This window comes from Citrobacter sp. Cpo030 (assembly GCF_030333005.1).
In the GTDB taxonomy this organism is placed as follows: domain Bacteria; phylum Pseudomonadota; class Gammaproteobacteria; order Enterobacterales; family Enterobacteriaceae; genus Citrobacter; species Citrobacter portucalensis.
This window is the reverse complement of the sequence record NZ_JAOWGT010000050.1, coordinates 62,835-85,607: the sequence shown is the minus strand read 5'-3', so window position 1 is coordinate 85,607 and position 22,773 is coordinate 62,835. Positions and strand designations below refer to the sequence as shown.

Below are 22,773 nucleotides of genomic sequence, written 5' to 3'. Positions count from 1 at the left end.
TTTTTATTTTTAGTCTGCTGCCAATTATTTCAGGTATTCACCGCTGCGCAGCGCTTCAATACGTTTGTCCAACGGCGGGTGAGTCATAAACAGCTCACTCAACGATTTGGATTTACCGTTGATGCAGAACGCCATCATGCTGGTCGCTTCCTGCGGCTCATAGCTGGTTTTCAGGCGCTGTAGCGCGGCGATCATTTTTTCACGACCCACCAGTTTCGCTGAGCCTGCATCCGCATGGAATTCACGATGACGTGAGAACCACATCGTAATAATGCTCGCCAGAATACCAAATACCAGCTCCAGTACCGTCGCTACCGCAAAGTAGATTAACGGGTTACCGTTACTACCCTCTCCCTCATCGCGGTTACCGCCCATAAACCCAGCGGCAATCTGCGCCAGAATACGTGAGATAAAGATAACGAAGGTGTTCACCACACCCTGAATTAGCGTCATGGTAACCATATCGCCATTAGCAATGTGGCTGATCTCATGCGCGATAACCGCTTCGGCTTCATCCGGACTCATGTTTTGCAACAGGCCAGTACTTACAGCCACCAGCGAGGCATCCCGGCGCGCACCGGTAGCAAACGCGTTAATATCTGGCGCATGGTAGATTGCAACCTGCGGCATAGCGATCCCGGCCTGGCGGGCCTGGTTCGCAACTGTATTCATCAGCCAGCGTTCTCTTTCATTGCGAGGCTGTTCGATCACTTCCCCGCCAACGGACTTTAACGCCATCCATTTGGACATCAGCAACGAAATGAAGGAACCACCAAAACCAAACAGCAGTGCCATGATCAACAAGCCTTGAACGCTGCTTGACTGAATCCCTGTCAGGCTCAATACCAGCCCGAAAACGACCATCACAGCCAGGTTCGTCAGCAGGAAGAGCGCGATTCGCATCATAATTTTCTTTTAACCTCAATTTAACAAAACGCACTATGCGATTACCCATATCGTATGGGTCTTATGACTATTTTCAAGCATCCATAGGTGCTAAGTCACCAGAAAGACACAACTTTACATTTTATCGTATCAGACTGACGTCTTCATGCACTTGTTAAAAAAACAGGCACAATTTCTTGTGCCTGTTCGAGGTTATTGACTGGTTGCGGGCTGTTCCGCTGGCTTTTCTTTTTCAAGATGCGCCAGGTCGAGCGCGATTTTTACCGTTTCATCCAGGTATGGATCCGGCTCCTGGTAATCCTTCGGTAGATCGTCCAGTTTCTTCAGCAGCGGTTTGCCTTCACGCTTGAACCGATCGTTAATACGCGCCAGACGCATTGCGTCATCTTCGTTATTCTCTTTTTCACGCTGAGCGTAATTCAGAGAAGCGATGTTGCGCTTATCCTTCATCGCATTGAAACGCGCAATGTCCTTCATGATGTACTGGAACTCAGGATCGTTCGCAATACGTGCATTGTGCTCTTTCAGCAATTCAGGTCCGAACGGCGTCAGATTATCTGACTTGGTGTAGGTCGCCGCATCAATGCTGTCCCACGGCAGCGCGTTATCTTCAAACTTCTCGCCAGTTTCAGTTTCTTCATTACCTGTCGGCATGATGATATCCGGCGTAACACCCTTACGCTGCGTGCTGCCACCGTTTACGCGGTAGAATTTCTGGATCGTGTACTGAACAGAACCCAGCGCAGGCCATTCCGGACGCAGCATCTGATCGTAAATACGGTTCAGGGAGCGATACTGCTGAACGGTGCCTTTACCGAAGGTGGGTTCACCAACGATCAGCGCTCGGCCATAATCCTGCATTGCCGCAGCGAAAATCTCTGAAGCTGAGGCGCTGAAACGATCGACCAATACCACCAGCGGGCCTTTGTAGTACACAACGCCGTCGGTATCACTGTCTTCACGCACTTTACCGTTATTGTCACGAACCTGAACCACCGGGCCGGAAGGAATGAACAGACCGGAAAGCGAAACCGCTTCGGTCAGCGCTCCACCGCCGTTGGTACGCAGATCTATGATGATACTGCTGACGTTCTGTTTTTCCAGTTTCTGCAACTGGACTTTGACATCATCAGTCAGGCCTACATAGAAGCCAGGGATATCCAGTACGCCAACTTTTTCTTTGCCGACGGTTTTCACGGACATTTTAACGGCGCGGTCTTCGAGACGGATACGTTCACGCGTTAGCGTCACGGTGCGCGTCTTGGTACCTTTACCGGCAGGCAGAATTTCAAGGCGTACCTTGCTGCCTTTAGGCCCTTTGATCAGTGCCACGACATCATCCAGACGCCAGCCAATCACATCGACCATGCCCTTGCCCGTCTGTCCGACGCCGACAATACGATCGCCAACGCTGATCGCTTTGCTCTTGGCTGCCGGACCACCTGCCACCATGGAGTTAATGACGGTGTAGTCATCATCCATCTGCAGAACCGCGCCAATACCTTCCAAAGACAAGCTCATTTCAGTATTGAACTGCTCGGTATTGCGCGGAGAGAGATAGTTAGTATGCGGGTCGATTTCACGGGCGAACGCTGTCATCGCCAGTGAGAACACATCTTCGCTGTTGGTCTGTGCCAGACGGCGAATCGCAAATTTGTAGCGGCGCGTCAGCGTTTCGCGGATTTCCGCATCGGTTTTACCGGTCAGCTTCAGGCTGAGTTCGTCAAATTTAACCTTGCCGTCCCACAGCGCATTAAGCTCTGCTTCGCTCTTCGGCCACGGCGCTTTGCTTCGGTCGAGGTTAAAGGTGTCGTTACCGGTGAAATCCATTGGACGTGCCAGTACGCTTAATGCGTACTGATAACGTTCAAATCGGCGTTTTTGCGCCAGATTATAGAGATCGTAAAAGACATCCAGCTTGCCGGTGCGCAGTTCATCGCCGAGGACCGTTTTCTTTTTTGCATACTGTTCGATATCGCTCGCCAACAGCACGTTGTGGCTGTAGTCGAGCAAATTCAAATAGCGGTCAAAAATTTTTGCCGAAAACGCCTGATCCAGATCGAACTGGCGATAGTGTGATCGCGTAAAACGCGACGTCACACGTTCGCTTACCGTCGCATGCTGGGTTTCTTCCTTTAAAACGGGGATTTGATCGGCACGCGTGATGTCTTCCACAGCAAGTGCCTGGCCTGCTAATGCAAGCAGACCAGCTAACGCAGTAAGCCTAAAAAAAGTGTTCATGCCAGGCCTGGCCTCCGTTTCAGAACACCAGGTGTTCTGCGCGTACAATCAAAGACATACCCGAATTCAGCTGTACACGGACGCCATCTTTGGTGATTTCTAATACGGTGGCATCCATCGCATTATTTCCTGCTTTCACCTTCAGAGACTGCCCTACCGTCAGTACTGAAATATCAGATACCGGGGTATGCTGTTCTTCGCGAGGAGCACGCGGTGCTTTTGCTGCTGGTTTTTCAGCGCGAGGTTTACGCTCAGCACCTTCTTTACGACGCGGTGCAGGACGCGGCTTACGCTCGCGACGCGGTGCGTCTTCTTTTTCACCGGCGGCAGCGGCCGCTTCGCGTTTTTTCGCCTGTTGCTCTGCGCGTTGCGCCTGAACACGGGCTTTAGCTTCTTCCAGCTGTTTGCGAGCATGTTCAACATGTTGTTCATCCAGCTCACCACAAGGGTTGCCGTCGAGATCAACACGCGTTGCGCCCAATTTAACGCCATACAGATAGCGCCAGCTTGAAGTATAGAGACGTAAGGCAGAACGGAGCTGAGTCTTGCTGAGGTTCATTTCACCCTCAACACGCTCTACCAGATCCTGAAAAATGCCAATTTTCAGTGGGCGCGCTTCGCCTTCCGCACTAAAACACTGCGGGAAGCGTTCGGCCAGAAACGCGATGACTTCTTTACTGCTATTCAACTTAGGTTGATTTTCCATGAAATTTCCTGATTACAACGGACGTAGCCAACAAGCGCAGGCATGAACAGGCGACATTATAATGACGTCATCAGTAATTGCTACGTTATCCGTTGATTATCCTGCGACGCGCGCAAAGAATTTTTTGTAATCCGTCGTTGCAAGCACGGTTTCAAGCTGTGCCACAAGCGTACGCAGACCTTGTTCATCTTCTTCAGTAAAGCGGCCAAATGCCGTGCTATCAATATCCAGCACGCCTATTATCTGATTGTCGACAGCGATCGGCAGGACGATTTCAGCATTGCTGGCGGCATCACAGGCGATGTGCCCATCAAAAGCATGTACGTCCTCAATACGCTGAACCTGGTTCTGCGCCACTGCGGTACCGCACACACCGCGCCCTACCGGGATCCGCACGCAGGCAATTTTGCCCTGGAAGGGACCAAGCACCAGCGTATCGTCCTCAAGCAGGTAAAAACCGGCCCAATTCACTTCTGCAAGACGCTCGTACAACAATGCACTGGTATTCGCCAGCGTTGCCAGAAAACTGGTTTCACCTGCCATCAATGCCTGAAAATCACGGTTCAGATCCGTGTATAGCTCTATTTTGTTCATTATATAATCACTTAGTTGTCTTACTTAAAACTGCAGCCTACTAAAATAAACATTAAATGCGTTAATGCTCAAGATCATTCCCGTCATGAGTTAAGATAACATTACTTCAACAATTTGATTCGCGATACATGGCCTTAACGACACCACGCATCACGCCAACTAAAAAAATAGCCATCAGGTCCATCGGTGAGGCACTACCTCGTGCACATTATCATCGCTGCCCTGAATGTGACCTGATATTTAGCTTGCCTAAAATGCGTTCGCACCAAAGTGCCTTTTGCCCACGCTGCCAGGCAAAAATTCGTGACGGACGCGACTGGTCGTTAACGCGACTGGCGGCAATGGCTTTCACCATGTTGCTGCTGATGCCCTTTGCCTGGGGAGAGCCACTCCTGCACATCTATTTATTAGGCGTGCGCATTGATGCCAATGTGATGCAAGGCATCTGGCAAATGACCCGACAAGGTGACCCCCTTACCGCCTCCTTCGTGCTTTTTTGCGTCGCTGGCGCGCCGCTAATTCTCGTGACTTCAATCGCTTATCTGTGGTTTGGTAATATTTTCGGGATGAACCTGCGCCCGGTGCTGCTAATGCTGGAAAGACTCAAAGAGTGGGTGATGCTCGATATTTACCTGGTGGGTATCGGTGTCGCATCAATCAAGGTTCAGGACTATGCTTTTTTGCAGCCTGGCGTGGGGCTGTTTGCTTTTATTGCGCTGGTGATCCTCAGTATTTTGACGCTGTCGCATCTTAACGTTGAGCAGCTTTGGGACCGTTTCTACCCGCAAAGACCGGCTCGTCGGCCCGATGAAAAACTCCGCGTCTGCCTTGGCTGCCATTTTACAGGTTATCCGGACGCCCGCGGTCGCTGCCCCCGCTGCCATATTCCGTTGCGCTGGCGCAGAAATCAAAGTATCCAAAAGTGTTGGGCGGCTCTGCTGGCCTCGATTGTCCTGCTTTTACCCGCTAACCTGCTGCCCATCTCGGTAATTTATGTCAACGGCGGCCGGCAGGAAGACACTATCCTGTCAGGCATAATGTCTTTGGCAAACAGCAACGTTGGCGTAGCGGCGATCGTTTTTATCGCCAGTATACTGGTGCCATTCACCAAAGTGATTGTGATGTTTACGTTGCTATTCAGCATCCACTTTAATTGTGAACAAGGGTTGCGCACCCGTATAAAACTACTGCGTATGGTGACCTGGATTGGCCGCTGGTCGATGCTGGATCTCTTTGTTATCGCGTTAACCATGTCGCTGATAAATCGCGATCAGATACTTGCTTTTACTATGGGACCGGCTGCGTTTTATTTCGGCGCAGCGGTAATATTGACTATTCTTGCTGTGGAATGGCTGGACAGCCGCTTACTTTGGGATGCACATGAGTCAGGAAACGCCCGCTTCGCAGACTGAAGCGCAGATTAAAACAAAACGCCGTATCTCCCCGTTCTGGCTGCTGCCGTTCATCGCGCTGATGATCGCAGGATGGCTTATCTGGGGAAGCTATGAAGATCGTGGCAATACCGTGACCATTGACTTTATGTCTGCGGACGGCATTGTGCCAGGCCGTACTCCCGTTCGCTATCAGGGCGTTGAAGTGGGCACGGTGCAGGATATAAACCTCAGCAAAGATCTACGCAAAATTGAAGTCCGCGTCAGCATCAAATCGAGCATGAAAGATGCTCTGCGCAAAGATACCCAATTCTGGCTGGTCACGCCGAAGGCGTCGCTGGCTGGGGTTTCTGGTCTGGATGCGTTGGTTGGCGGCAATTATATCGGCATGATGCCCGGTACTGGCGAGGCAGAGGATCATTTCGTCGCCCTCGACACCCAGCCCAAGTATCGTCTGGATAATGGCGATTTAATGCTGCACCTGCGCGCCCCTGATCTCGGATCGCTTAATAGCGGTTCACTGGTTTATTTCCGTAAGATTCCGGTGGGCAGGGTGTATGACTACACCATTAACCCAAATAACCAGGGTGTAACCATCGACGTGCTGATCGAACGTCGTTTTACTAATCTGGTGAAAAAAGGTAGCCGCTTCTGGAACGTCTCCGGTGTGAATGCCGATGTCAGCCTTAGCGGTGCGAAGATCAAACTGGAGAGTCTGGCGGCGCTGGTCAACGGTGCCATTGCTTTTGATTCACCTGAAGACTCAAAACCCGCTGCGGCAGACGACACGTTTGGTCTCTATCAGGATCTTGCGCACAGCCAACGCGGAGTGATCGTCAAGCTTGATTTACCCAGCGGGGATGGGCTCAAAGCAGGCTCAACATCGCTGATGTATCAGGGGTTAGAAGTCGGTCAGCTCACAAAACTGGATTTAAACCCAGGCGGTAAAGTCACCGGCGAAATGACGGTCGATCCCAGCGTCGTAACGCTGCTGCGTGATAACACACGAATTGAATTACACAGCCCTAAATTATCGTTAAGCAATGCGAATCTCAGTTCGCTGCTGACAGGTAAAACTTTCGAGCTTGTACCTGGCGAAGGCGAGCCGCGTAACCAGTTTGTCGTTATTCCCGCTGAGAAGTCGTTGTTACACGATCCAGGCGTCATGACGTTTACGCTGACCGCGCCGGAGAGTTACGGTATTGATGCTGGCCAGCCGCTGATTCTCCACGGCGTACAGGTCGGTCAGGTGATTGAGCGTACGCTTTCCAGCAAAGGCGTCTCATTTATCGTTGCTGTCGAACCACAGCATCGTGACCTGGTGCAAGGTGACAGTAAGTTTGTGGTTAACAGCCGCGTGGATGTCAAAGTCGGACTTGATGGCGTGGAGTTCCTTGGCGCCAGCGCCAGTGAGTGGCTCAGCGGCGGCATTCGTATTTTGCCCGGAACCAAGGGCGAAATGAAAAAAAGCTACCCGCTTTACGCTAACCTGGAGAAAGCCATTGAAAACAGCCTGAGCGATCTGCCAACCACTACGGTCAGCCTGAGCGCCGAAACGCTACCTGATGTGCAGGCCGGTTCGGTGGTGCTATACCGCAAATTCGAGGTCGGTGAAGTGATTAGCGTTCGTCCTCGCGCCGATGCGTTTGATATCGATCTGCATATCAAACCGGAATATCGCAACCTGTTGACCAGCAACAGCGTGTTCTGGGCCGAAGGCGGAGCAAAAGTTCAGCTTAACGGCAGCGGATTAACCGTACAGGCATCTCCCCTTTCACGCGCGCTTAAAGGGGCGATTAGCTTCGATAATTTAAGCGGTGCCAGCGCCAGTCAACGTAAAGGCGACAAGCGTATTCTGTATGCTTCGGAAACCGCCGCGCGTGCGGTCGGCGGCCAGATAACGCTGCATGCGTTCGATGCCGGTAAACTCGCTGCTGGCATGCCAATTCGCTACCTGGGAATCGATATCGGACAGATCCAGACGCTTGAGCTGATCACCGCCCGTAACGAAGTTCAGGCAAAAGCGGTTCTGTACCCGGAATACGTACAAACCTTTGCGCGAAGCGGTACCCGTTTCTCCGTAATCACCCCGCAAATTTCGGCGGCGGGCGTGGAGCATCTGGATACAATCCTGCAGCCGTATATCAACGTTGAACCAGGACGCGGTAATCCGCGCCGTGATTTTGAGCTGCAGGAAGCCACCATTACCGACTCTCGTTACCTCGATGGTCTGAGTATTGTGGTGGAAGCACCAGAAGCAGGTTCGCTGAATATCGGAACCCCGGTGTTGTTCAGAGGTATTGAAGTGGGGACCGTCACCGGGCTGACGCTGGGCTCGCTTTCCGATCGTGTGATGGTTGCCATGCGCATTAGCCAACGCTATCAGCATCTGGTACGCAACAACTCCGTGTTCTGGCTGGCATCCGGCTACAATCTCGACTTCGGCCTGACCGGCGGTGTCGTGAAGACCGGTACCTTCAATCAGTTCATCCGCGGCGGCATCGCCTTCGCGACTCCACCAGGTACACCGCTGGCTCCGAAAGCACAGGCCGGTAAACACTTCCTGTTGCTGGAAAGCGAACCAAAAGAGTGGCGTGAATGGGGAACCGCCCTGCCACGTTAATCTCTCCACTTGCTCCGGCGTACTCGCGCCGGAGCACTTATGCTACACTGCGCACCTGTTTTTTTGCCGGTGGTACCAAGTGGCTTATTTTCCCGACGCCTTTCTGACTCAAATGCGTGAAGCAATGCCTTCCACGCTCTCATTCGATGAATTTCTCGCTGCCTGTCAGCGCCCGTTGCGCCGCAGCATTCGCATCAATACGCTGAAAATCTCCGTTGCCGATTTCCTCGCGCTGACAGCACCTTACAACTGGTCTCTCACTCCGGTTCCCTGGTGTGCTGAAGGCTTTTGGATCGAGCGCGATGATGAAGAGTCAGTGCCGCTCGGCAGCACCGCAGAACATTTAAGCGGCCTGTTTTATATTCAGGAAGCCAGTTCAATGCTGCCAGTCGCCGCGCTGTTCGCCGAAGGCAATACCCCGGAACGCGTAATGGATGTTGCGGCAGCCCCCGGCTCCAAAACCACGCAAATTGCCGCAAAAATGAATAATCGAGGCGCCATTCTGGCGAATGAGTTTTCTGCCAGTCGCGTCAAAGTCCTGCATGCCAATATCAGCCGTTGCGGGATAGCCAACGTCGCCCTGACCCATTTTGACGGACGCGTATTTGGTGCCGCGTTGCCGGAATCATTTGATGCCATATTGCTCGACGCACCGTGTTCCGGTGAAGGCGTGGTGCGTAAAGACCCTGATGCGCTAAAAAACTGGTCTGTAGAAAGTAATCTGGAAATTGCCGCGACCCAGCGCGAATTACTCGACAGCGCCTTCCACGCCCTGCGTCCCGGTGGCACATTGGTTTACTCGACCTGTACGCTTAATCGTGACGAAAATGAAAATATCATGCAGTGGTTGATTGAAACTTACCCGGATGCCGTCGAGTTTTTACCTCTGGGCGATTTATTTCCGCAGGCCGAACGCGCCCAGACGCCGGAAGGGTTCCTGCATGTGTTCCCGCAGATCTACGATTGCGAAGGATTCTTCGTGGCGCGTTTGCGCAAAACAGCTGCAATCCCTGCACTACCAGCGCCGACATATAAAGTCGGCAACTTCCCGTTTAGCCCGCTGAAGGGACGCGAGTCTGCGCTTGTCGCGCAAGCCGCGAGCGCTTGTGGACTGCAGTGGGAAGATAATTTACGCCTGTGGCAGCGCGATAAAGAGATCTGGCTGTTCCCGACTGACATTGAACCTCTGATTGGCAAGGTTCGCTTTTCTCGACTCGGGATCAAACTGGCTGAAACCCACAATAAAGGGTATCGCTGGCAGCATGAGGCCGTTATCGCCCTCGCCGATCCGAACCACAGCCATGCATTCGAACTGACCCTTGCCGAAGCGGAAGAGTGGTATCGCGGTAGAGATGTTTACCCGCAAACCGCACCGACGAGTGACGACGTACTGGTTACGTTCCAGCATCAGCCTATCGGTCTGGCTAAACGTATTGGATCGCGACTGAAGAATAGCTATCCGCGCGATCTTGTCCGGGATGGCAAACTCTTTACGGGATAACGCACGTTTTTACTGGCGCTTTTGCTAACGTTGACTACGCTGAAAAATGGACGACCTAACTGGTCGTACCACAACCAGCAAATTAACGGAGAGCACGATGATGAAAACCAGTGTGCGCATTGGCGCTTTTGAAATCGACGACGCCGAGTTACATGGCGAATCGCCGGGGGACCGAACGTTAACCATTCCATGTAAATCCGATCCAGATTTATGTATGCAACTGGATGCCTGGGATGCCGACACCAGCGTCCCGGCCCTGTTGAACGGAGAACATTCAGTACTATTTCGCGAACACTACGATCGTAAGTCAGATGCCTGGATCATGCGCCTTGCCTGATTCAAAAAGAACCCGTCGCCAGACGGGTTATTTCTTGGTTAATTTCCCTCATCTATCAACATCTTCTACACTACAGGTATGGCTTTACCATTTGAGGATGGAATGTTCACGCTGGTTCTTTTTGTGTGCTATCTGGATGGCGGTTGTGAAGATATCGTGGTTGATGTCTACAAAACTGAGCAGCAGTGCCTGATATCGATGGACGATCAACGTATTCGTAACGGCGGCTGTTTACCCGCGGATGACTACATCGACAGTTTCTGGCGCCCGGCCCAGGAATACAGCGATTTTTGATTATTGCAGTTGTACCAGCGTTAACTCGCCGCCAAATACAGCACCGGTATCAATATAGTGCAGATTCTCGCGATCCAGCCGATGGCGCAACGGCGTGTGGCCAAACCAGAAGTGATCCGCGCCGCGAATCCCACAACCGTTGGTCATTAGCCTCGAACGGTCCCATAGCACCCGCTGTAAATCGATCTCTTTTAGCCACTGATAATCATCATCCGGGTAATCGGCATGAGCAATAACGTGTATACCGTTCTGACAATGCAGCTCCAGAATCCAGGGTAACTGCCAACACGCTTCAAGCGCGAATTTCGCTGCAGGTTGCTCCGCCTGCGCATACCACGAGCCACCATTCATAAACCACATAAATCGATCCCCTGTCGCCAGCGCATCTAACGCCATCTGCTCATGATTCCCCCTGACCGCAACAATCCAGCGTTTACGCAGTAATTTCAGACAACGCAAACTGTCTGGTCCGCGGTCGATAACATCCCCCACTGAAACCAGCAGATCCTGCCAGGGATCAAAACGGTGCTGGCGCAGTTTAGCCATCAGCATCGAGAAGCAGCCGTGGATATCCCCAACCACCCAGACGTGACGCCACTGCGTACCATCGATTCGTTGATAGATATTACCAGGTCGTCCCATGTCGCCTCCAGAGTACAAGGGTACCTGGTTATAATTTTAGCAATGATGGTAAAAAAGCCTGGACGATCGTGGGCAGGAGTATGGTATGGTTTATGGAGAATGCAGCATGCGATACGCCGTGTTTTGCCCTGGATGGCATCGCATTCGCCACATAAAAAGAGACCGAATACGATTCCTGTATTCGGTCCAGGGAAATGGCTCTTGGGAGAGAGCCGTGCGCTAAAAGTTGGCATTAATGCAGGCTAAGTTACCCTGCCATTTAAGAATAGATGACAGCGCCAGGTTTTCCAGTCCGCGACTAAAGTGGCCGGAAAAAAAGGACGTTTGTTACGCATCCAAACGCAAAAACCGCAAGTTCTCCTGCGAGATCCTTGCGGTTTTTTATTGGAAATCAGAGCACTACATCTGACAATTAGCAGAGCTTTTCTGCGCGCTCCACAAACGGTGCCAGGCTCATTTTTTCGCCCGGTTTCGCCGGATCATCAATCTGGATAATCTCTATCGGCTTTGCCGTGGTTTTTCCGCTTTCCACCTGCTGTCTGGCGACATCGTTCAACGGGTATTGCACCAGCGTACTGGGATTGATGACATACAGCGCATTACCCGGACGGCAGGTCAGCATCACCTCTTCCCGATTAAACGCCCACTTATCTTTGCCAACCTCAAAACGGCTGACGGTAATGACCTGCGGCGCAGCCAGCGCGGCTCCGGAGCTTGCCAGGAGTAATAAAGAGATAATGATTTTTTTCATGCGTTTCGCCAGTCCATCAATCAGAAAGGTTCGAGGGTTGCAAACAGGCTGACAATCGCCAGCACAACGGCTCCTATACCCCATTCCAGCTTGGTCATCCAAATAAAATAGAGAGTCATGCCGCGGTTATCCTGCCGCATGCGTGGTACCAGAACATACCGATTCACCAGCGCAATCGCCACCATTAGCATGACCAGGGCACCTTTTAACAAAAGCAGTCGCCCGTAAGCCATGTGCCAGGGAACAGAAAAACCGACAATAAACAGCGCATTCATAATACCGGTTAGTAAAACACCGATAACGAAAAGATGTCCATAGCGTGAGAAGCGCATCATGGTACTGATGGCCTGTTCCCGCCAGCGACCTTGCGCCATTCGCATACAGTAAAGTACGGGCAGCAAACCACCGAACCAGGCGGCAGCGCATACCAAATGTAAAGCGTGGTTAACCTGCTGGATTGCGCCAGGGATACCGCTGTGCAGCGTCGCATGTCCGACGCCAGCCAGCAAAATAAACTGCGCAATAGTCAGCATTAACAGTAGTCGCGGCATACTGCGCGGCACCATGATGGTCACCACCAGCGTGACCAAGGCGAGGATAATCTGCCATAACCAGACGCCACCAAATTGCGTTTGCAACACGGCGAGCCAAACGTCAGTAGAGACAACATCCCGCCAGCCTGAGCCCATTAACCCACCCTGAATCGCCAGCATCAGCGTCGCGCTGATAAAGCTCCACGTCGCAGCATGCCGTTGCAGACGTAAAAAACGACGCATCATTAAACGACGAACCGAAACGGGAGCCAGCCATGCGCCGTAAAGCGCACAGCCAAACACCAGCATCAAAGCGGTAAAATGGATAAACCGTAGTGCAACCCAGGTAAATGCCAGCATTGGTTATTTCACGCTAAAGGTATATTGCCCCTTCGTCTTGTGACCATCCACGGAGACAACGTGCCAGTCGACCGTATATTTTCCTGCTTCAAGTGTTTGATCAAGCGGAACAATCAGCTGCGTTTTGTCCTGCTCACTGCGCGATGCCTTGCCCGTTTTGATCTGTTCTTTGTTAGGACCGGTCAGCGTTGCACCGCTGAATCCCGGCTCTACGCCTTCAGAAAAAATCAGCGTCAACGCCTGAGGAGATGCCGCAACTTCAGCGTTAGCCGCCGGACTTTGTTTTGTGAGGTGGGCATGCGCCAATGCCGCAGGTGTTGCCAGAACGCTGGCGAGTACGATGAGCGCGTTGCGAAGCATAGATGCAGATGAAGCCATTTCAACTATTCCTTTTTGTTATGTCTAACCTGTAGAGAATAACCTTCTACAATGGTCGAGTCGAGAATCATCATTTCTGTCTTGCCATTAACGCACACTCTTAGTAACTTTGCGCGCCGAAAGACAGAGAAAAGGAAAAGCCCATGAACATCAATCTGGCCAAACTTGAGCAAGCGGAAATGGATAAGGTCAATGTCGATCTGGCTGCGGCTGGAGTGGCATTTAAGGAGCGATACAATATGCCCGTTGTTGCAGAAGTTGTTGAACGCGAACAGCCAGAGCATTTACGCGACTGGTTCCGCGAAAGACTCATCGCGCACCGTCTGGCATCCGTTACGCTTTCACGTTTACCATACGAGCCTAAAGTTAAATAAAACTTATATTACGTTACGATTCCTTACATGACGCCTGCTACAGTATAAGCATATTCTTAATCCACACATTAAGGATGGTTGTAGACACTATGAAAAGGAAATCATTATGTCATACTGGAAAATCGCAGCAGCACAATACGAACCTCTTCACACCTCAGTTACCGAACATGTCGCGCATCACCTGCAATTCATTCATGCGGCAGCTCAATGCCAATGTGAATTGCTGGTCTTCCCTTCCCTCTCATTGCTGGGTTGTGTTGATGAGAATGACGCGCTTCCTGCCCCACCCGATGAAGCGCTGTTAGAACCTCTCGCACATGCCGCCGCGACTTATCGCATGACGATAATTGCGGGACTACCGGTAGAACATAACAACCGGTTCGTGAAAGGCATTGCGCTTTTCTCTCCCTGGATGACTTCGCCATTAACCTTCCATCAGAGCCACGGGGCCTGTATTGCCAGACAGCGAAATGCCATCAGCGTTGTAGATAGCCAACCGGAAGGCATTGATATCGACCCGGCTTTTTCGCTGTTCACCAGCTGCCAGTCAGTCAGTGAACCGGAACTGCTCTCCTCTACATCTCGCCTACAAAGTTTCTCACATAAATTCGCCATCGCGGTATTAATGGCCAATGCGCGGGGTAGCAGTGCGTTATGGGATGAACGAGGTCGATTGATTGTTCGCGCAGACAGCGGTTCGTTGCTGTTAACCGGCCAACGCACGCCACGGGGTTGGCAAGGTGATATCATTCCATTACGCTAGTCGTTTTGGGTCAGGAGCATGGCATGTTGCGCATAATAGATACAGAAACCTGTGGTCTACAGGGAGGCATTGTTGAAATTGCTTCTGTCGACGTGGTTGACGGAAAAATAGTCAACCCCATGAGCCACCTGGTACGCCCTGACCGCCCCATCAGCCCACAGGCGATGGCTATCCATCGCATTACTGAAGCAATGGTGGCCGATAAGCCGTGGATTGAAGACGTCATCCCGCAGTATTACGGCAGCGAGTGGTACGTGGCGCACAATGCCAGCTTTGACCGCCGCGTATTGCCCGATATGCCCGGGGAATGGATTTGCACCATGAAGCTCTCCCGTCGGTTGTGGCCGGGGATCAAATACAGCAACATGGCGTTGTATAAATCGCGCAAGCTGAGCGTCCAGACACCAGCGGGTCTCCACCATCACCGCGCCCTGTACGATTGCTACATCACTGCGGCACTGCTGATCGACATCATGCAGACGTCAGGCTGGACAGCCGATCAAATGGTCGATATTACCGGCCGTCCCGCGTTACTCACTACTTTCACTTTTGGTAAGTACCGCGGAAAACCGGTATCAGAAGTGGCTGAACGCGATCCGGGCTATCTGCGCTGGTTATTTAATAACCTTGACAATATGAGCCCGGAACTGCGATTAACGCTAAAACACTATTTGGATCACGCCTGAGCAGGCAGTGTTCCCTGCGCCAGTCCAATCAAAAAAGCGTACTCAAGGGCCACGCCTTCGTAAGATTTAAAACGCCCGGATTTACCACCGTGTCCGGAATCCATATCCGTGCAAAGTAGCAGCAAACGATCGTCCGTTTTCAGCTCACGCAGTTTTGCTACCCATTTTGCTGGTTCCCAGTATTGCACCTGGGAATCGTGTAATCCCGTCGTGACCAGCAGATGTGGGTATGCCTGCGCGGTTACATTGTCATACGGGCTGTAGCTTTTCATATAGGTGTAATACTCTTCGTCCTGCGGATTACCCCACTCTTCAAACTCACCGGTCGTCAGGGGAATTGATTCATCGAGCATAGTGGTTACCACATCGACAAACGGCACCTGAGCAATAACACCATGGAAGCGTTCCGGGCGTTCATTAATGGCGACGCCCATTAACATGCCTCCGGCGCTTCCGCCCATGCCATAACATAACTCAGGCGCGCCATAGCCCATTTTTAGCAGCGCATCACAGACGTCGAGGTAATCATTAAAAGTATTTTTCTTGTGCAGAAACTTACCGTCCTCGTACCACTGTTGTCCTAATTCACCACCACCACGCACATGGGCAATAGCATAAACAAAGCCGCGATCCAGTAAGCTCAAACGGCTGCTGCTGAAATCGGCATCCATGCTGGCGCCATATGAGCCATAGCCATAAACGAGTAACGGATTTTTTCCTTTCAGGAAATACTTTTGATGATAAACCAGCGAAACCGGAACCTCGGTGCCATCACGCGCAGTTATCCATAGGTGTTCGCTACGGTAATTCGCCGCATCAAATCCAGGGACCTCTGTCTGCTTAAGCACACGACGTTCCCCGGTGTCCATATCCAGTTCAAACAACGTGTCCGGGGTGGTCATGGAGGAATAGCCATAGCGCAGGCGCGATGTCTCAGGCTCCGGATTATAGGCAAGCCAGGTCACATAAGCCGGATCGTCAAAGGCGATCCCGACCACTTCGCGCGTTTTACGATTAATCTGTCGTAGGCTGGTTAAGCCCCGCTGACGCTCTTCTACCACCAGCCAGTCAGTGAATAGCGTAAAGCCCTCCAGCATCACGTTGTCGCGCGCTGGGATCAGCGTCTCCCAGGCTTGCTCATCACGAACGCGGGTACGATACAGGCCGAAATTTTTCCCCTGACGGTTGGAGCGCAGATAAAAATTGTGTTGATAGTGATCGAGACTGTATTCATGGTCTTTGCGTCGCGCTAAAAAGACCAACGGTTCGGCATCCGCCAGTTCTGCGTCAAGCAGTAAAACCTCACTGGTGGTCGCACTGGCGATATGAATAACCACATAGTGTAGCGAGGTGGTTTTATGCAGGCTGACATAAAAAATATCATCGGCTTCTTCATACACCAGCTCATCCAATGACGATGGCGAGCCGACTGTATGTCGCCACACCTGATACGGCAATAACGTTGTTTCGTGCTTGCGCACGTAATAGAAAGTCTGAGAATCATTCGCCCAGACCAGATCCGCTTCGACGTTTTCCAGCACTTCCGGATACCAGTTGCCGCTTTGCAAGTTGCGAAAACGCACGCCATATTGCCGGCGAGAGAGATAATCTTCCGCCAGCGCCATGATGGTGTTATCCGGAGATATCGCCAGTCCACCCAGCGTATAAAACTCGCTGTGTGCCGCGCGCTGGTTCCCATCCAATAGAGTATCCCAATCATCCCACTCTTCACTGAGGGCAGACTGACGCTGATAAATAGCATATTCGCACCCCGGTTCATAAATATGCCGGTAGCGATAACCATTCTTCACATAGGGGGCGGATGCATCCTGAGGCGGGATACGGTCGATAATCTCTTTCAGGACACGATCCTGCAAAGCCTGCTGCGAGGCCATAACCTGGCGGCCATACGCGTTTTCTTGTTGCAGATAATCCAGCACTTCTGGCTGCGAGCGGGTGTCATCTCGCAGCCAGTAATAATTATCAACACGAGTATCGCCATGCTGCGTCATGGCGTGAGGAATACGAGAAGCTTTTGGTAGCATGTCATTGTTCTTTTGCTTAAACATCCTATAAGGGTGGCAAAAGACAGCAATGATGCAAGCGAAACATGCGCCTTAGCGGTAAGTAATTAACCCGGTAAAGCCTGTTTTTGTTCTTTGAGATCCTGTTCAATTCCTTCACGAACATCCAGCGGGATCTTCAACGCATCGCCCAGCGCATTGAGATAGCTACGCTCCATAAAGTGGTCGATATCAATCGCCGCACAGCTCAGGAAGTAAATTTCCAGCGCTTCTTCTTCGTTGCGGATGCCCTGCGCCAGGCGCTGAGGATCTAACGGTTGTTCAATAGCACGTTCAATCAGAACGCGGCCCTGCTCTTCCACGCCCGCTTCACGGAGCTGCTGTTCAATGGCCGCTCGTTCTTTGGCATCAATATGTCCATCGCTTTTCGCCGCAAAAACCAGCGCCAGGATCAGACGCTCGGTGCGCTCATCCAGCGGTGAACTTTGTGCGCCAAACTGCGGCTCACCCTGATGCGCAGCGCGAACCTTATCCTTGTATTTGTTCCATAACACGGTACCGGCAACCGCACCGCCGCCCACCAGAAGCGCGCTGGTGCCGTATTTGCTCAGCAATTTTCGTGAAGATTTGTTGGCAACCAGTAATCCTGCCAGACCGCCTAACGCGCCTGGAACCAGAAGTTTACTCAGCCCTTGCTCGCCAGAAGATGACGCGGAGGATCCTTTTTGCCCAAGAAGAGATTGTAGTTGATTCAGCCAATTAGCCATTTTGCCCCTCAAGTACAGACGAATAATCATCAAAGCGTACCCGAGGGGATGTCAGGAAGTGTTCAGGTCATCAAAAGATGTGCAAATACCTGCGTTACTGCGGCTGATACTCCGCCGTTCCGGCTTTGCAGTCGACTTTTACCTGATAGTGAATATCCGCGCTTTTACCGCGAACCGTCAGAGGAACTGACCATTTCCCGTCTTTGCCCGTAATATCGGGCGTGTTGACCCAGGCGACAGGGTCGGCTTGCCCGACGAGTTTTTGATCGTCAGCCCAGCGCGCGATGCGATTTTGCTGATAGTCACGTTTCACGCTTGCCGCAATACCGTCAGCATCCAGTCCTTCGCACTTGGGGAACTGAACATTCTTGCTTTCCGTATTTGCCGCAAATACCGATACGCTGGCAGACAATAACAGCAGGCTCAATAACGCTCTTTTTTTATACATTCTTTTCTCCTTAATCTCCCCTTCGTCCTTCAGGTTGCCTGCGGCAACGTGAAATAACGTCAGGGATTGCACAATGATTCAGGGAAAAGCATGGTACAAAACGTCAGGAGCGCAAGTCGTTTCAGGCAGCCTGAGTATCATCCTCAGTGTGTGCATCGTTTTCGACAGCCTGTGGCGAAGGCAGCTTGCCGTTTTTCAGAATGGCGCTCAGCACATCTTTTTGCTCAGCCAGCCACAGGGAGAGAGCTTCACGCTGCTCGTCTTCGAGCGCTACCGGCGATTGCTCCAGCCATGTGTCGAGCAGATCTGCTGTATCCAGCATTTTGTCATACGCATCGGCTTCCTTTTTGCTGGTAAACGACATTTTTTCCTCACCTTCCCGAATGACTACGTATTTAACTTCAACCGCCATTTTTGCAGCCTCTTAAATTACCTGTATTTATGTACAGTATATTCTTTTTAAGCCCTGAAATCAACCTGGTAATAAAGACAGACGCAAACGTTTTCGTATATACTGCGCCCAGATAAAACAGGGGATTAATTTATGACGTTATTAGGCACAGCGCTGCGTCCCGCAGCAACGCGAGTGATGTTATTAGGTTCAGGTGAACTGGGTAAAGAAGTGGCGATTGAATGCCAACGCCTGGGTGTGGAAGTCATTGCCGTGGATCGTTACCCCGACGCGCCAGCCATGCACGTTGCCCATCGCTCCTACGTAATTAACATGCTGGATGGCGAGGCATTACGCCAGCTTGTCGAGCGTGAAAAACCACATTACATCGTGCCGGAAATAGAGGCGATTGCCACGGATATGCTGGTCAAACTGGAACAGGAAGGTCAACACGTTGTGCCTTGCGCACGAGCGACCCAACTGACCATGAACCGGGAAGGAATCCGTCGTCTCGCCGCCGAAGAATTGTCTTTACCCACATCATCTTTCCGTTTTGCAGACACCGAAACACGCTTTCGTGAGGCCGTTGCCGAAATCGGCTATCCCTGCATTGTGAAGCCGGTCATGAGTTCTTCCGGCAAGGGGCAGAGCTTTATCCGTTCAGCCGATCAGCTCACCGAGGCGTGGAACTATGCTCAACAGGGAGGCCGGGCAGGCGCCGGACGCGTTATCGTCGAAGGCGTAGTGAATTTTGATTTTGAAATCACCCTGCTAACCGTCAGCGCCGTTGATGGTGTGCATTTCTGCGCGCCGGTAGGTCATCGCCAGGAAGATGGCGATTATCGCGAGTCCTGGCAGCCGCAGCAGATGAGTGACCTGGCGCTGGCGCGCGCGCAGGAGATAGCCCGCAAGGTGGTACTGGCGCTGGGCGGTCACGGACTGTTTGGCGTGGAGCTGTTTGTCTGCGGTGATGAGGTGATTTTCAGCGAAGTCTCCCCTCGCCCTCACGACACGGGTATGGTGACCTTAATTTCGCAGGATCTGTCTGAGTTTGCCCTGCACGTACGTGCATTTCTCTGTCTGCCCGTTGGCGAAATCCGCCAGTATGGACCTTCTGCTTCCGCCGTTATTCTGCCGCAACTTACCAGCCAGAATATCACATTTGATAACGTACAAGCCGCTGTAGGTGCGGGTATGCAAGTGCGTTTCTTTGGCAAGCCGGAAATCGACGGGAGCCGTCGTCTGGGCGTTGTGCTGGCCACAGCACAGAGCATTGAAGATGCGGTGATACGCGCGAAAGACGCAGCCGCACAGGTGAAAGTCGCAGGATAAAAACCAGACCCGTAGGCCGGATAAAACATTGATGCCGTATCCGACCTACGGTTTACGCATTAACGGCTTACTGCTTCGCGCCTTCTACTGCTTCACGAGCCAGCTTGGTAATACGATCGTAATCACCCGCTTCCAGCGCATCCGCCGGAACCAACCAGGAACCACCGATGCACAGCACGCTTTTCAGTGCCAGGTAGTCACGGTAGTTCGCCGGAGAGATACCGCCGGTTGGGCAGAAACGCACCTGAGAGAACGGACCCGCAATTGCCTGCAGCGCTTTGGTACCGCCATTTGCTTCAGCAGGGAAGAATTTGAACTCTTTCAAACCGTAGTCCATACCCAGCATCAGTTCAGACACGGTGCTGATACCAGGGATCAGCGGAATAGTACCTTCCGTTGCGGCTTTCAGCAGCGGCTCAGTCAGACCCGGACTGATAGCAAACTGTGCGCCGGCTTCGGTAACTTCAGCCAGCTGTTGTGGATTCAGTACAGTACCTGCACCAACGATAGCGTCCGGAACTTCTTTTGCGATCGCGCGAATGGCATCCATCGCACATGCTGTACGTAAGGTCACTTCCAGAACGCGCACGCCGCCTGCAACCAGCGCTTTTGCCATCGGCACTGCGTGTTCCAGTTTATTAACCACGATAACCGGTACAACCGGGCCAGTGGTCAGGATTGCTTCTGCACTTGTCTTCCAGTTTTTCATCAGAGTTTTCTCTCGCCTGATTACAAAATAAGTCTTAAAAAGTGATACAGGTTGCGCCCTGTTCCGCACCGGACAGCTTTTCACGCAACGCGCTGAACATTTCACGGCCTGTGCCCACGCGCGATGCGCTGAGGTCAGGAATGTGAGGCTGACGAGAAGCAAGTTCCTCTTCATCAACCAGCAGCGTCAATTCACCTGTCTGTCCATTCACACGAATGATGTCGCCATCGCGTACTTTTGCCAGCAGCCCGCCATCGTAGGCTTCTGGGGTTACATGGATTGCTGAAGGCACTTTACCTGAAGCACCTGAAAGTCGTCCATCGGTAACTAACGCAATTTTGAAACAACGGTCCAATAATACACCAAGTGGCGGCATGAGTTTATGTAATTCTGGCATTCCGTTTGCTTTTGGTCCCTGATGGCGCACAACGACTACGCAATCACGGTCGAGCAGTCCCGCATCGAAGGCCGGCAATACATCATGCTGACTTTCAAAAACAACCGCGGGCGCTTCAATTACCTGATTTTCTACCGGAACCGCCGACGTTTTCATCACAGCACGTCCGAGGTTACCGCTCAGCACTTTGGTACCGCCGTGGTGGGAGAATGGCTGATCGATGGTAGCAATCACATTGCTGTCCAGCGACTTCGCTGCCCCTTCGCGCCAGTCCAGTTCACCATCGTTGAGCCAAGGTTCCATGGTGTAACGCGACAAACCAAACCCAGCAACGGTGTTCACATCTTCATGCAGCAGACCCGCATTCAGCAGTTCGCGCATTAACACCGGCACGCCACCCGCTGCCTGGAAGTGGTTAATATCTGCCGGACCATTCGGATACAGACGCGCCATCAACGGCACGATATCGGACAGATCGGAGAAGTCGTCCCAGTTAATCAGAATCCCGGCTGCGCGCGCCATCGCAACCAGGTGCATTGTATGGTTGGTTGACCCCCCGGTCGCCAGCAGCGCGACAATACCGTTCACCACTACTTTTTCATCGATCATTTTACCGATCGGCATCCATTCATTGCCGTTACCGGTCAGACGCGTTACCTGACGAGCAGCCGCGGCGGTCAACGCCTCGCGCAGCGGGGCATCCGGGTGTACGAATGAGGAGCCAGGCAGTTGCATCCCCATAAACTCTACCACCATCTGGTTGGTGTTTGCCGTACCATAGAACGTACAGGTCCCCGGTGCGTGATAAGACGCCGCTTCGGATTCAAGCAGCGCCATGCGATCGACTTTGCCTTCAGCATACAGCTGACGGATACGCACTTTTTCTTTGTTCGCCAGACCACTCGCCATCGGGCCGGAGGGAATAAAGATCGAAGGCAGATGACCAAATGACAGTGCCGCCATCACCAGACCCGGGACAATTTTGTCGCACACGCCAAGGAATAACGCGCCGTCGAACATATTGTGTGAGAGGCCGACAGCAGCCGACATCGCAATCACTTCGCGACTCAGTAACGAAAGCTCCATCCCATCCTGTCCCTGGGTCACACCGTCGCACATCGCAGGAACACCGCCAGCGACCTGGCCTACCGCATTGGCTTCATGCAGCGCTTTACGAATGATGTCCGGATAATGTTCGTACGGCTGATGCGCGGAAAGCATGTCGTTATAGGAGGTAATGATCGCGATATTGTTACGCAGCATGCTTTTCAGCGAGGCCTTGTCATCTGGCTGGCAGGCAGCAAAACCATGCGCCAGGTTACCGCACGCCAGTTGTGAACGATGAACGGTAGTCGATTTCGCTTGTTCAATACGGGCAAGGTAGGCGGAACGCGTGTCGCGAGAACGTTCGACAATACGTTTTGTTACGCGTAACAAATTCGGATTCATAGAGGCTCCTAAAATTTATCTGTCAGAGCGTTGGATCAACAATGTGTTTCAGTTGGGTTAAAAGCAGCTGAATCGCTTGTTAGCCGTAGCTCAGGGGCAAAATCGTTTCAGGCAGTGTAATAAAAAAAGCCCCGCGGGTGAATCCACGCGGAGCTTAAAAGTGCAAAAATTATTCT

General features: G+C 52.1%; 23 protein-coding genes. 9 read left to right on the top strand and 14 right to left on the bottom strand.

Going from position 1 to position 22,773, the window contains the following annotated elements; genetic code table 11:
* Window positions 1-24: 24 nt before the first annotated feature.
* The 4 genes from htpX to msrC all read right to left on the bottom strand — a co-directional run bounded on the left by htpX (window position 25) and on the right by msrC (window position 4,447).
* Window positions 25-906: a protease HtpX gene (htpX, locus tag OGY37_RS08260; RefSeq protein WP_003034964.1), complete on the bottom strand. Its 882-nt coding sequence runs from the start codon at window positions 904-906 to the stop codon at window positions 25-27.
* 192 nt (window positions 907-1,098) lie between these two features.
* On the bottom strand, window positions 1,099-3,147 hold the full coding sequence (gene prc / locus OGY37_RS08255) for a carboxy terminal-processing peptidase (protein WP_048235216.1): 2,049 nt from the start codon (window positions 3,145-3,147) through the stop codon (window positions 1,099-1,101).
* Between the two features lie 19 nt (window positions 3,148-3,166).
* Complete coding sequence (gene proQ / locus OGY37_RS08250; protein ID WP_003833781.1) at window positions 3,167-3,853, bottom strand: RNA chaperone ProQ; 687 nt, start codon at window positions 3,851-3,853, stop codon at window positions 3,167-3,169.
* 96 nt (window positions 3,854-3,949) lie between these two features.
* Window positions 3,950-4,447 (bottom strand): free L-methionine (R)-S-oxide reductase MsrC, encoded by a 498-nt coding sequence (msrC, locus tag OGY37_RS08245; RefSeq protein WP_003833782.1) that lies wholly within the window; start codon window positions 4,445-4,447, stop codon window positions 3,950-3,952.
* A 128-nt stretch (window positions 4,448-4,575) separates the two neighbouring features.
* Here msrC and yebS point away from each other — a divergent pair, with 128 nt between their 5' ends.
* From yebS to OGY37_RS08220, 5 genes are all read left to right on the top strand, one after another.
* Entirely contained in the window at window positions 4,576-5,859 is a 1,284-nt protein-coding gene (gene yebS, locus OGY37_RS08240; RefSeq protein ID WP_286620543.1) for a membrane integrity lipid transport subunit YebS, read from the top strand.
* Complete coding sequence (locus OGY37_RS08235; RefSeq protein ID WP_198579562.1) at window positions 5,828-8,461, top strand: PqiB family protein; 2,634 nt, start codon at window positions 5,828-5,830, stop codon at window positions 8,459-8,461. Before yebS ends, OGY37_RS08235 begins: the two co-directional genes overlap by 32 nt.
* A 79-nt stretch (window positions 8,462-8,540) precedes the next feature.
* Window positions 8,541-9,962 carry a 16S rRNA (cytosine(1407)-C(5))-methyltransferase RsmF gene (gene rsmF / locus OGY37_RS08230; protein ID WP_191233302.1) on the top strand — a complete coding sequence of 474 codons (1,422 nt, stop codon included), beginning with the start codon at window positions 8,541-8,543 and terminating at the stop codon, window positions 9,960-9,962.
* Window positions 9,963-10,062: 100 nt separating this feature from the next.
* Window positions 10,063-10,299, top strand: coding sequence for a YebV family protein (locus tag OGY37_RS08225; protein WP_029139506.1), 237 nt, complete (start codon window positions 10,063-10,065; stop codon window positions 10,297-10,299).
* A 102-nt stretch (window positions 10,300-10,401) separates the two neighbouring features.
* Window positions 10,402-10,593 carry a YdfD/YebW family protein gene (locus tag OGY37_RS08220; protein WP_103771172.1) on the top strand — a complete coding sequence of 64 codons (192 nt, stop codon included), beginning with the start codon at window positions 10,402-10,404 and terminating at the stop codon, window positions 10,591-10,593.
* On the opposite strand, the gene pphA is transcribed toward OGY37_RS08220, so the two are convergent.
* The 4 genes from pphA to yobA all read right to left on the bottom strand — a co-directional run bounded on the left by pphA (window position 10,594) and on the right by yobA (window position 13,257).
* Window positions 10,594-11,235, bottom strand: coding sequence for a protein-serine/threonine phosphatase (pphA, locus tag OGY37_RS08215; RefSeq protein WP_148361867.1), 642 nt, complete (start codon window positions 11,233-11,235; stop codon window positions 10,594-10,596).
* 412 nt (window positions 11,236-11,647) lie between these two features.
* Window positions 11,648-11,986 carry a YebY family protein gene (locus OGY37_RS08210; protein WP_003833793.1) on the bottom strand — a complete coding sequence of 113 codons (339 nt, stop codon included), beginning with the start codon at window positions 11,984-11,986 and terminating at the stop codon, window positions 11,648-11,650.
* Between the two features lie 20 nt (window positions 11,987-12,006).
* The gene (copD, locus tag OGY37_RS08205; RefSeq protein WP_008785042.1) at window positions 12,007-12,879 is read right to left on the bottom strand and encodes a copper homeostasis membrane protein CopD; all 873 of its coding nucleotides are present in this window, start codon (window positions 12,877-12,879) and stop codon (window positions 12,007-12,009) included.
* Window positions 12,880-12,882: 3 nt separating this feature from the next.
* Window positions 12,883-13,257 carry a CopC domain-containing protein YobA gene (yobA, locus tag OGY37_RS08200; protein ID WP_148361865.1) on the bottom strand — a complete coding sequence of 125 codons (375 nt, stop codon included), beginning with the start codon at window positions 13,255-13,257 and terminating at the stop codon, window positions 12,883-12,885.
* Window positions 13,258-13,400: 143 nt separating this feature from the next.
* Here yobA and OGY37_RS08195 point away from each other — a divergent pair, with 143 nt between their 5' ends.
* The 3 genes from OGY37_RS08195 to exoX all read left to right on the top strand — a co-directional run bounded on the left by OGY37_RS08195 (window position 13,401) and on the right by exoX (window position 15,080).
* Entirely contained in the window at window positions 13,401-13,631 is a 231-nt protein-coding gene (locus OGY37_RS08195; RefSeq protein ID WP_003833800.1) for a DNA polymerase III subunit theta, read from the top strand.
* 106 nt (window positions 13,632-13,737) lie between these two features.
* The gene (locus OGY37_RS08190) at window positions 13,738-14,394 is read left to right on the top strand and encodes a carbon-nitrogen hydrolase family protein (RefSeq protein ID WP_003833801.1); all 657 of its coding nucleotides are present in this window, start codon (window positions 13,738-13,740) and stop codon (window positions 14,392-14,394) included.
* 23 nt (window positions 14,395-14,417) lie between these two features.
* Window positions 14,418-15,080: an exodeoxyribonuclease X gene (gene exoX, locus OGY37_RS08185; RefSeq protein ID WP_003833802.1), complete on the top strand. Its 663-nt coding sequence runs from the start codon at window positions 14,418-14,420 to the stop codon at window positions 15,078-15,080.
* On the opposite strand, the gene ptrB is transcribed toward exoX, so the two are convergent.
* The 4 genes from ptrB to yebG all read right to left on the bottom strand — a co-directional run bounded on the left by ptrB (window position 15,071) and on the right by yebG (window position 18,731).
* Window positions 15,071-17,125 carry an oligopeptidase B gene (gene ptrB / locus OGY37_RS08180; protein ID WP_186336565.1) on the bottom strand — a complete coding sequence of 685 codons (2,055 nt, stop codon included), beginning with the start codon at window positions 17,123-17,125 and terminating at the stop codon, window positions 15,071-15,073. The genes exoX and ptrB overlap by 10 nt on opposite strands.
* Window positions 17,126-17,211: 86 nt before the next feature.
* Window positions 17,212-17,871 carry a tellurite resistance TerB family protein gene (locus OGY37_RS08175; protein WP_148361863.1) on the bottom strand — a complete coding sequence of 220 codons (660 nt, stop codon included), beginning with the start codon at window positions 17,869-17,871 and terminating at the stop codon, window positions 17,212-17,214.
* A 94-nt stretch (window positions 17,872-17,965) separates the two neighbouring features.
* On the bottom strand, window positions 17,966-18,319 hold the full coding sequence (gene yebF, locus OGY37_RS08170) for a protein YebF (RefSeq protein ID WP_126317828.1): 354 nt from the start codon (window positions 18,317-18,319) through the stop codon (window positions 17,966-17,968).
* Window positions 18,320-18,440: 121 nt separating this feature from the next.
* Complete coding sequence (gene yebG, locus OGY37_RS08165; protein WP_032943780.1) at window positions 18,441-18,731, bottom strand: DNA damage-inducible protein YebG; 291 nt, start codon at window positions 18,729-18,731, stop codon at window positions 18,441-18,443.
* Between the two features lie 132 nt (window positions 18,732-18,863).
* Here yebG and purT point away from each other — a divergent pair, with 132 nt between their 5' ends.
* Entirely contained in the window at window positions 18,864-20,042 is a 1,179-nt protein-coding gene (gene purT, locus OGY37_RS08160; RefSeq protein WP_148361862.1) for a formate-dependent phosphoribosylglycinamide formyltransferase, read from the top strand.
* 67 nt (window positions 20,043-20,109) lie between these two features.
* Here the strand turns inward: purT and kdgA are convergent, their stop codons facing one another.
* Both kdgA and edd read right to left on the bottom strand, forming a co-directional pair.
* On the bottom strand, window positions 20,110-20,751 hold the full coding sequence (gene kdgA, locus OGY37_RS08155) for a bifunctional 4-hydroxy-2-oxoglutarate aldolase/2-dehydro-3-deoxy-phosphogluconate aldolase (RefSeq protein ID WP_003034901.1): 642 nt from the start codon (window positions 20,749-20,751) through the stop codon (window positions 20,110-20,112).
* A 34-nt stretch (window positions 20,752-20,785) separates the two neighbouring features.
* Window positions 20,786-22,597 carry a phosphogluconate dehydratase gene (gene edd / locus OGY37_RS08150; RefSeq protein ID WP_008785050.1) on the bottom strand — a complete coding sequence of 604 codons (1,812 nt, stop codon included), beginning with the start codon at window positions 22,595-22,597 and terminating at the stop codon, window positions 20,786-20,788.
* Window positions 22,598-22,773: the final 176 nt, after the last annotated feature.

Bases quoted from the DNA above. Each gene is read 5' to 3' on its own strand.
- htpX (WP_003034964.1), bottom strand. From the start codon at position 906: ATGATGCGAATCGCGCTCTTCCTGCTGACGAACCTGGCTGTGATGGTC.
- prc (WP_048235216.1), bottom strand. From the start codon at position 3,147: ATGAACACTTTTTTTAGGCTTACTGCGTTAGCTGGTCTGCTTGCATTA.
- proQ (WP_003833781.1), bottom strand. From the start codon at position 3,853: ATGGAAAATCAACCTAAGTTGAATAGCAGTAAAGAAGTCATCGCGTTT.
- msrC (WP_003833782.1), bottom strand. From the start codon at position 4,447: ATGAACAAAATAGAGCTATACACGGATCTGAACCGTGATTTTCAGGCA.
- yebS (WP_286620543.1), top strand. From the start codon at position 4,576: ATGGCCTTAACGACACCACGCATCACGCCAACTAAAAAAATAGCCATC.
- OGY37_RS08235 (WP_198579562.1), top strand. From the start codon at position 5,828: ATGAGTCAGGAAACGCCCGCTTCGCAGACTGAAGCGCAGATTAAAACA.
- OGY37_RS08225 (WP_029139506.1), top strand. From the start codon at position 10,063: ATGAAAACCAGTGTGCGCATTGGCGCTTTTGAAATCGACGACGCCGAG.
- OGY37_RS08220 (WP_103771172.1), top strand. From the start codon at position 10,402: ATGTTCACGCTGGTTCTTTTTGTGTGCTATCTGGATGGCGGTTGTGAA.
- pphA (WP_148361867.1), bottom strand. From the start codon at position 11,235: ATGGGACGACCTGGTAATATCTATCAACGAATCGATGGTACGCAGTGG.
- OGY37_RS08210 (WP_003833793.1), bottom strand. From the start codon at position 11,986: ATGAAAAAAATCATTATCTCTTTATTACTCCTGGCAAGCTCCGGAGCC.
- copD (WP_008785042.1), bottom strand. From the start codon at position 12,879: ATGCTGGCATTTACCTGGGTTGCACTACGGTTTATCCATTTTACCGCT.
- yobA (WP_148361865.1), bottom strand. From the start codon at position 13,257: ATGGCTTCATCTGCATCTATGCTTCGCAACGCGCTCATCGTACTCGCC.
- OGY37_RS08195 (WP_003833800.1), top strand. From the start codon at position 13,401: ATGAACATCAATCTGGCCAAACTTGAGCAAGCGGAAATGGATAAGGTC.
- OGY37_RS08190 (WP_003833801.1), top strand. From the start codon at position 13,738: ATGTCATACTGGAAAATCGCAGCAGCACAATACGAACCTCTTCACACC.
- exoX (WP_003833802.1), top strand. From the start codon at position 14,418: ATGTTGCGCATAATAGATACAGAAACCTGTGGTCTACAGGGAGGCATT.
- ptrB (WP_186336565.1), bottom strand. From the start codon at position 17,125: ATGCTACCAAAAGCTTCTCGTATTCCTCACGCCATGACGCAGCATGGC.
- OGY37_RS08175 (WP_148361863.1), bottom strand. From the start codon at position 17,871: ATGGCTAATTGGCTGAATCAACTACAATCTCTTCTTGGGCAAAAAGGA.
- yebF (WP_126317828.1), bottom strand. From the start codon at position 18,319: ATGTATAAAAAAAGAGCGTTATTGAGCCTGCTGTTATTGTCTGCCAGC.
- yebG (WP_032943780.1), bottom strand. From the start codon at position 18,731: ATGGCGGTTGAAGTTAAATACGTAGTCATTCGGGAAGGTGAGGAAAAA.
- purT (WP_148361862.1), top strand. From the start codon at position 18,864: ATGACGTTATTAGGCACAGCGCTGCGTCCCGCAGCAACGCGAGTGATG.
- kdgA (WP_003034901.1), bottom strand. From the start codon at position 20,751: ATGAAAAACTGGAAGACAAGTGCAGAAGCAATCCTGACCACTGGCCCG.
- edd (WP_008785050.1), bottom strand. From the start codon at position 22,597: ATGAATCCGAATTTGTTACGCGTAACAAAACGTATTGTCGAACGTTCT.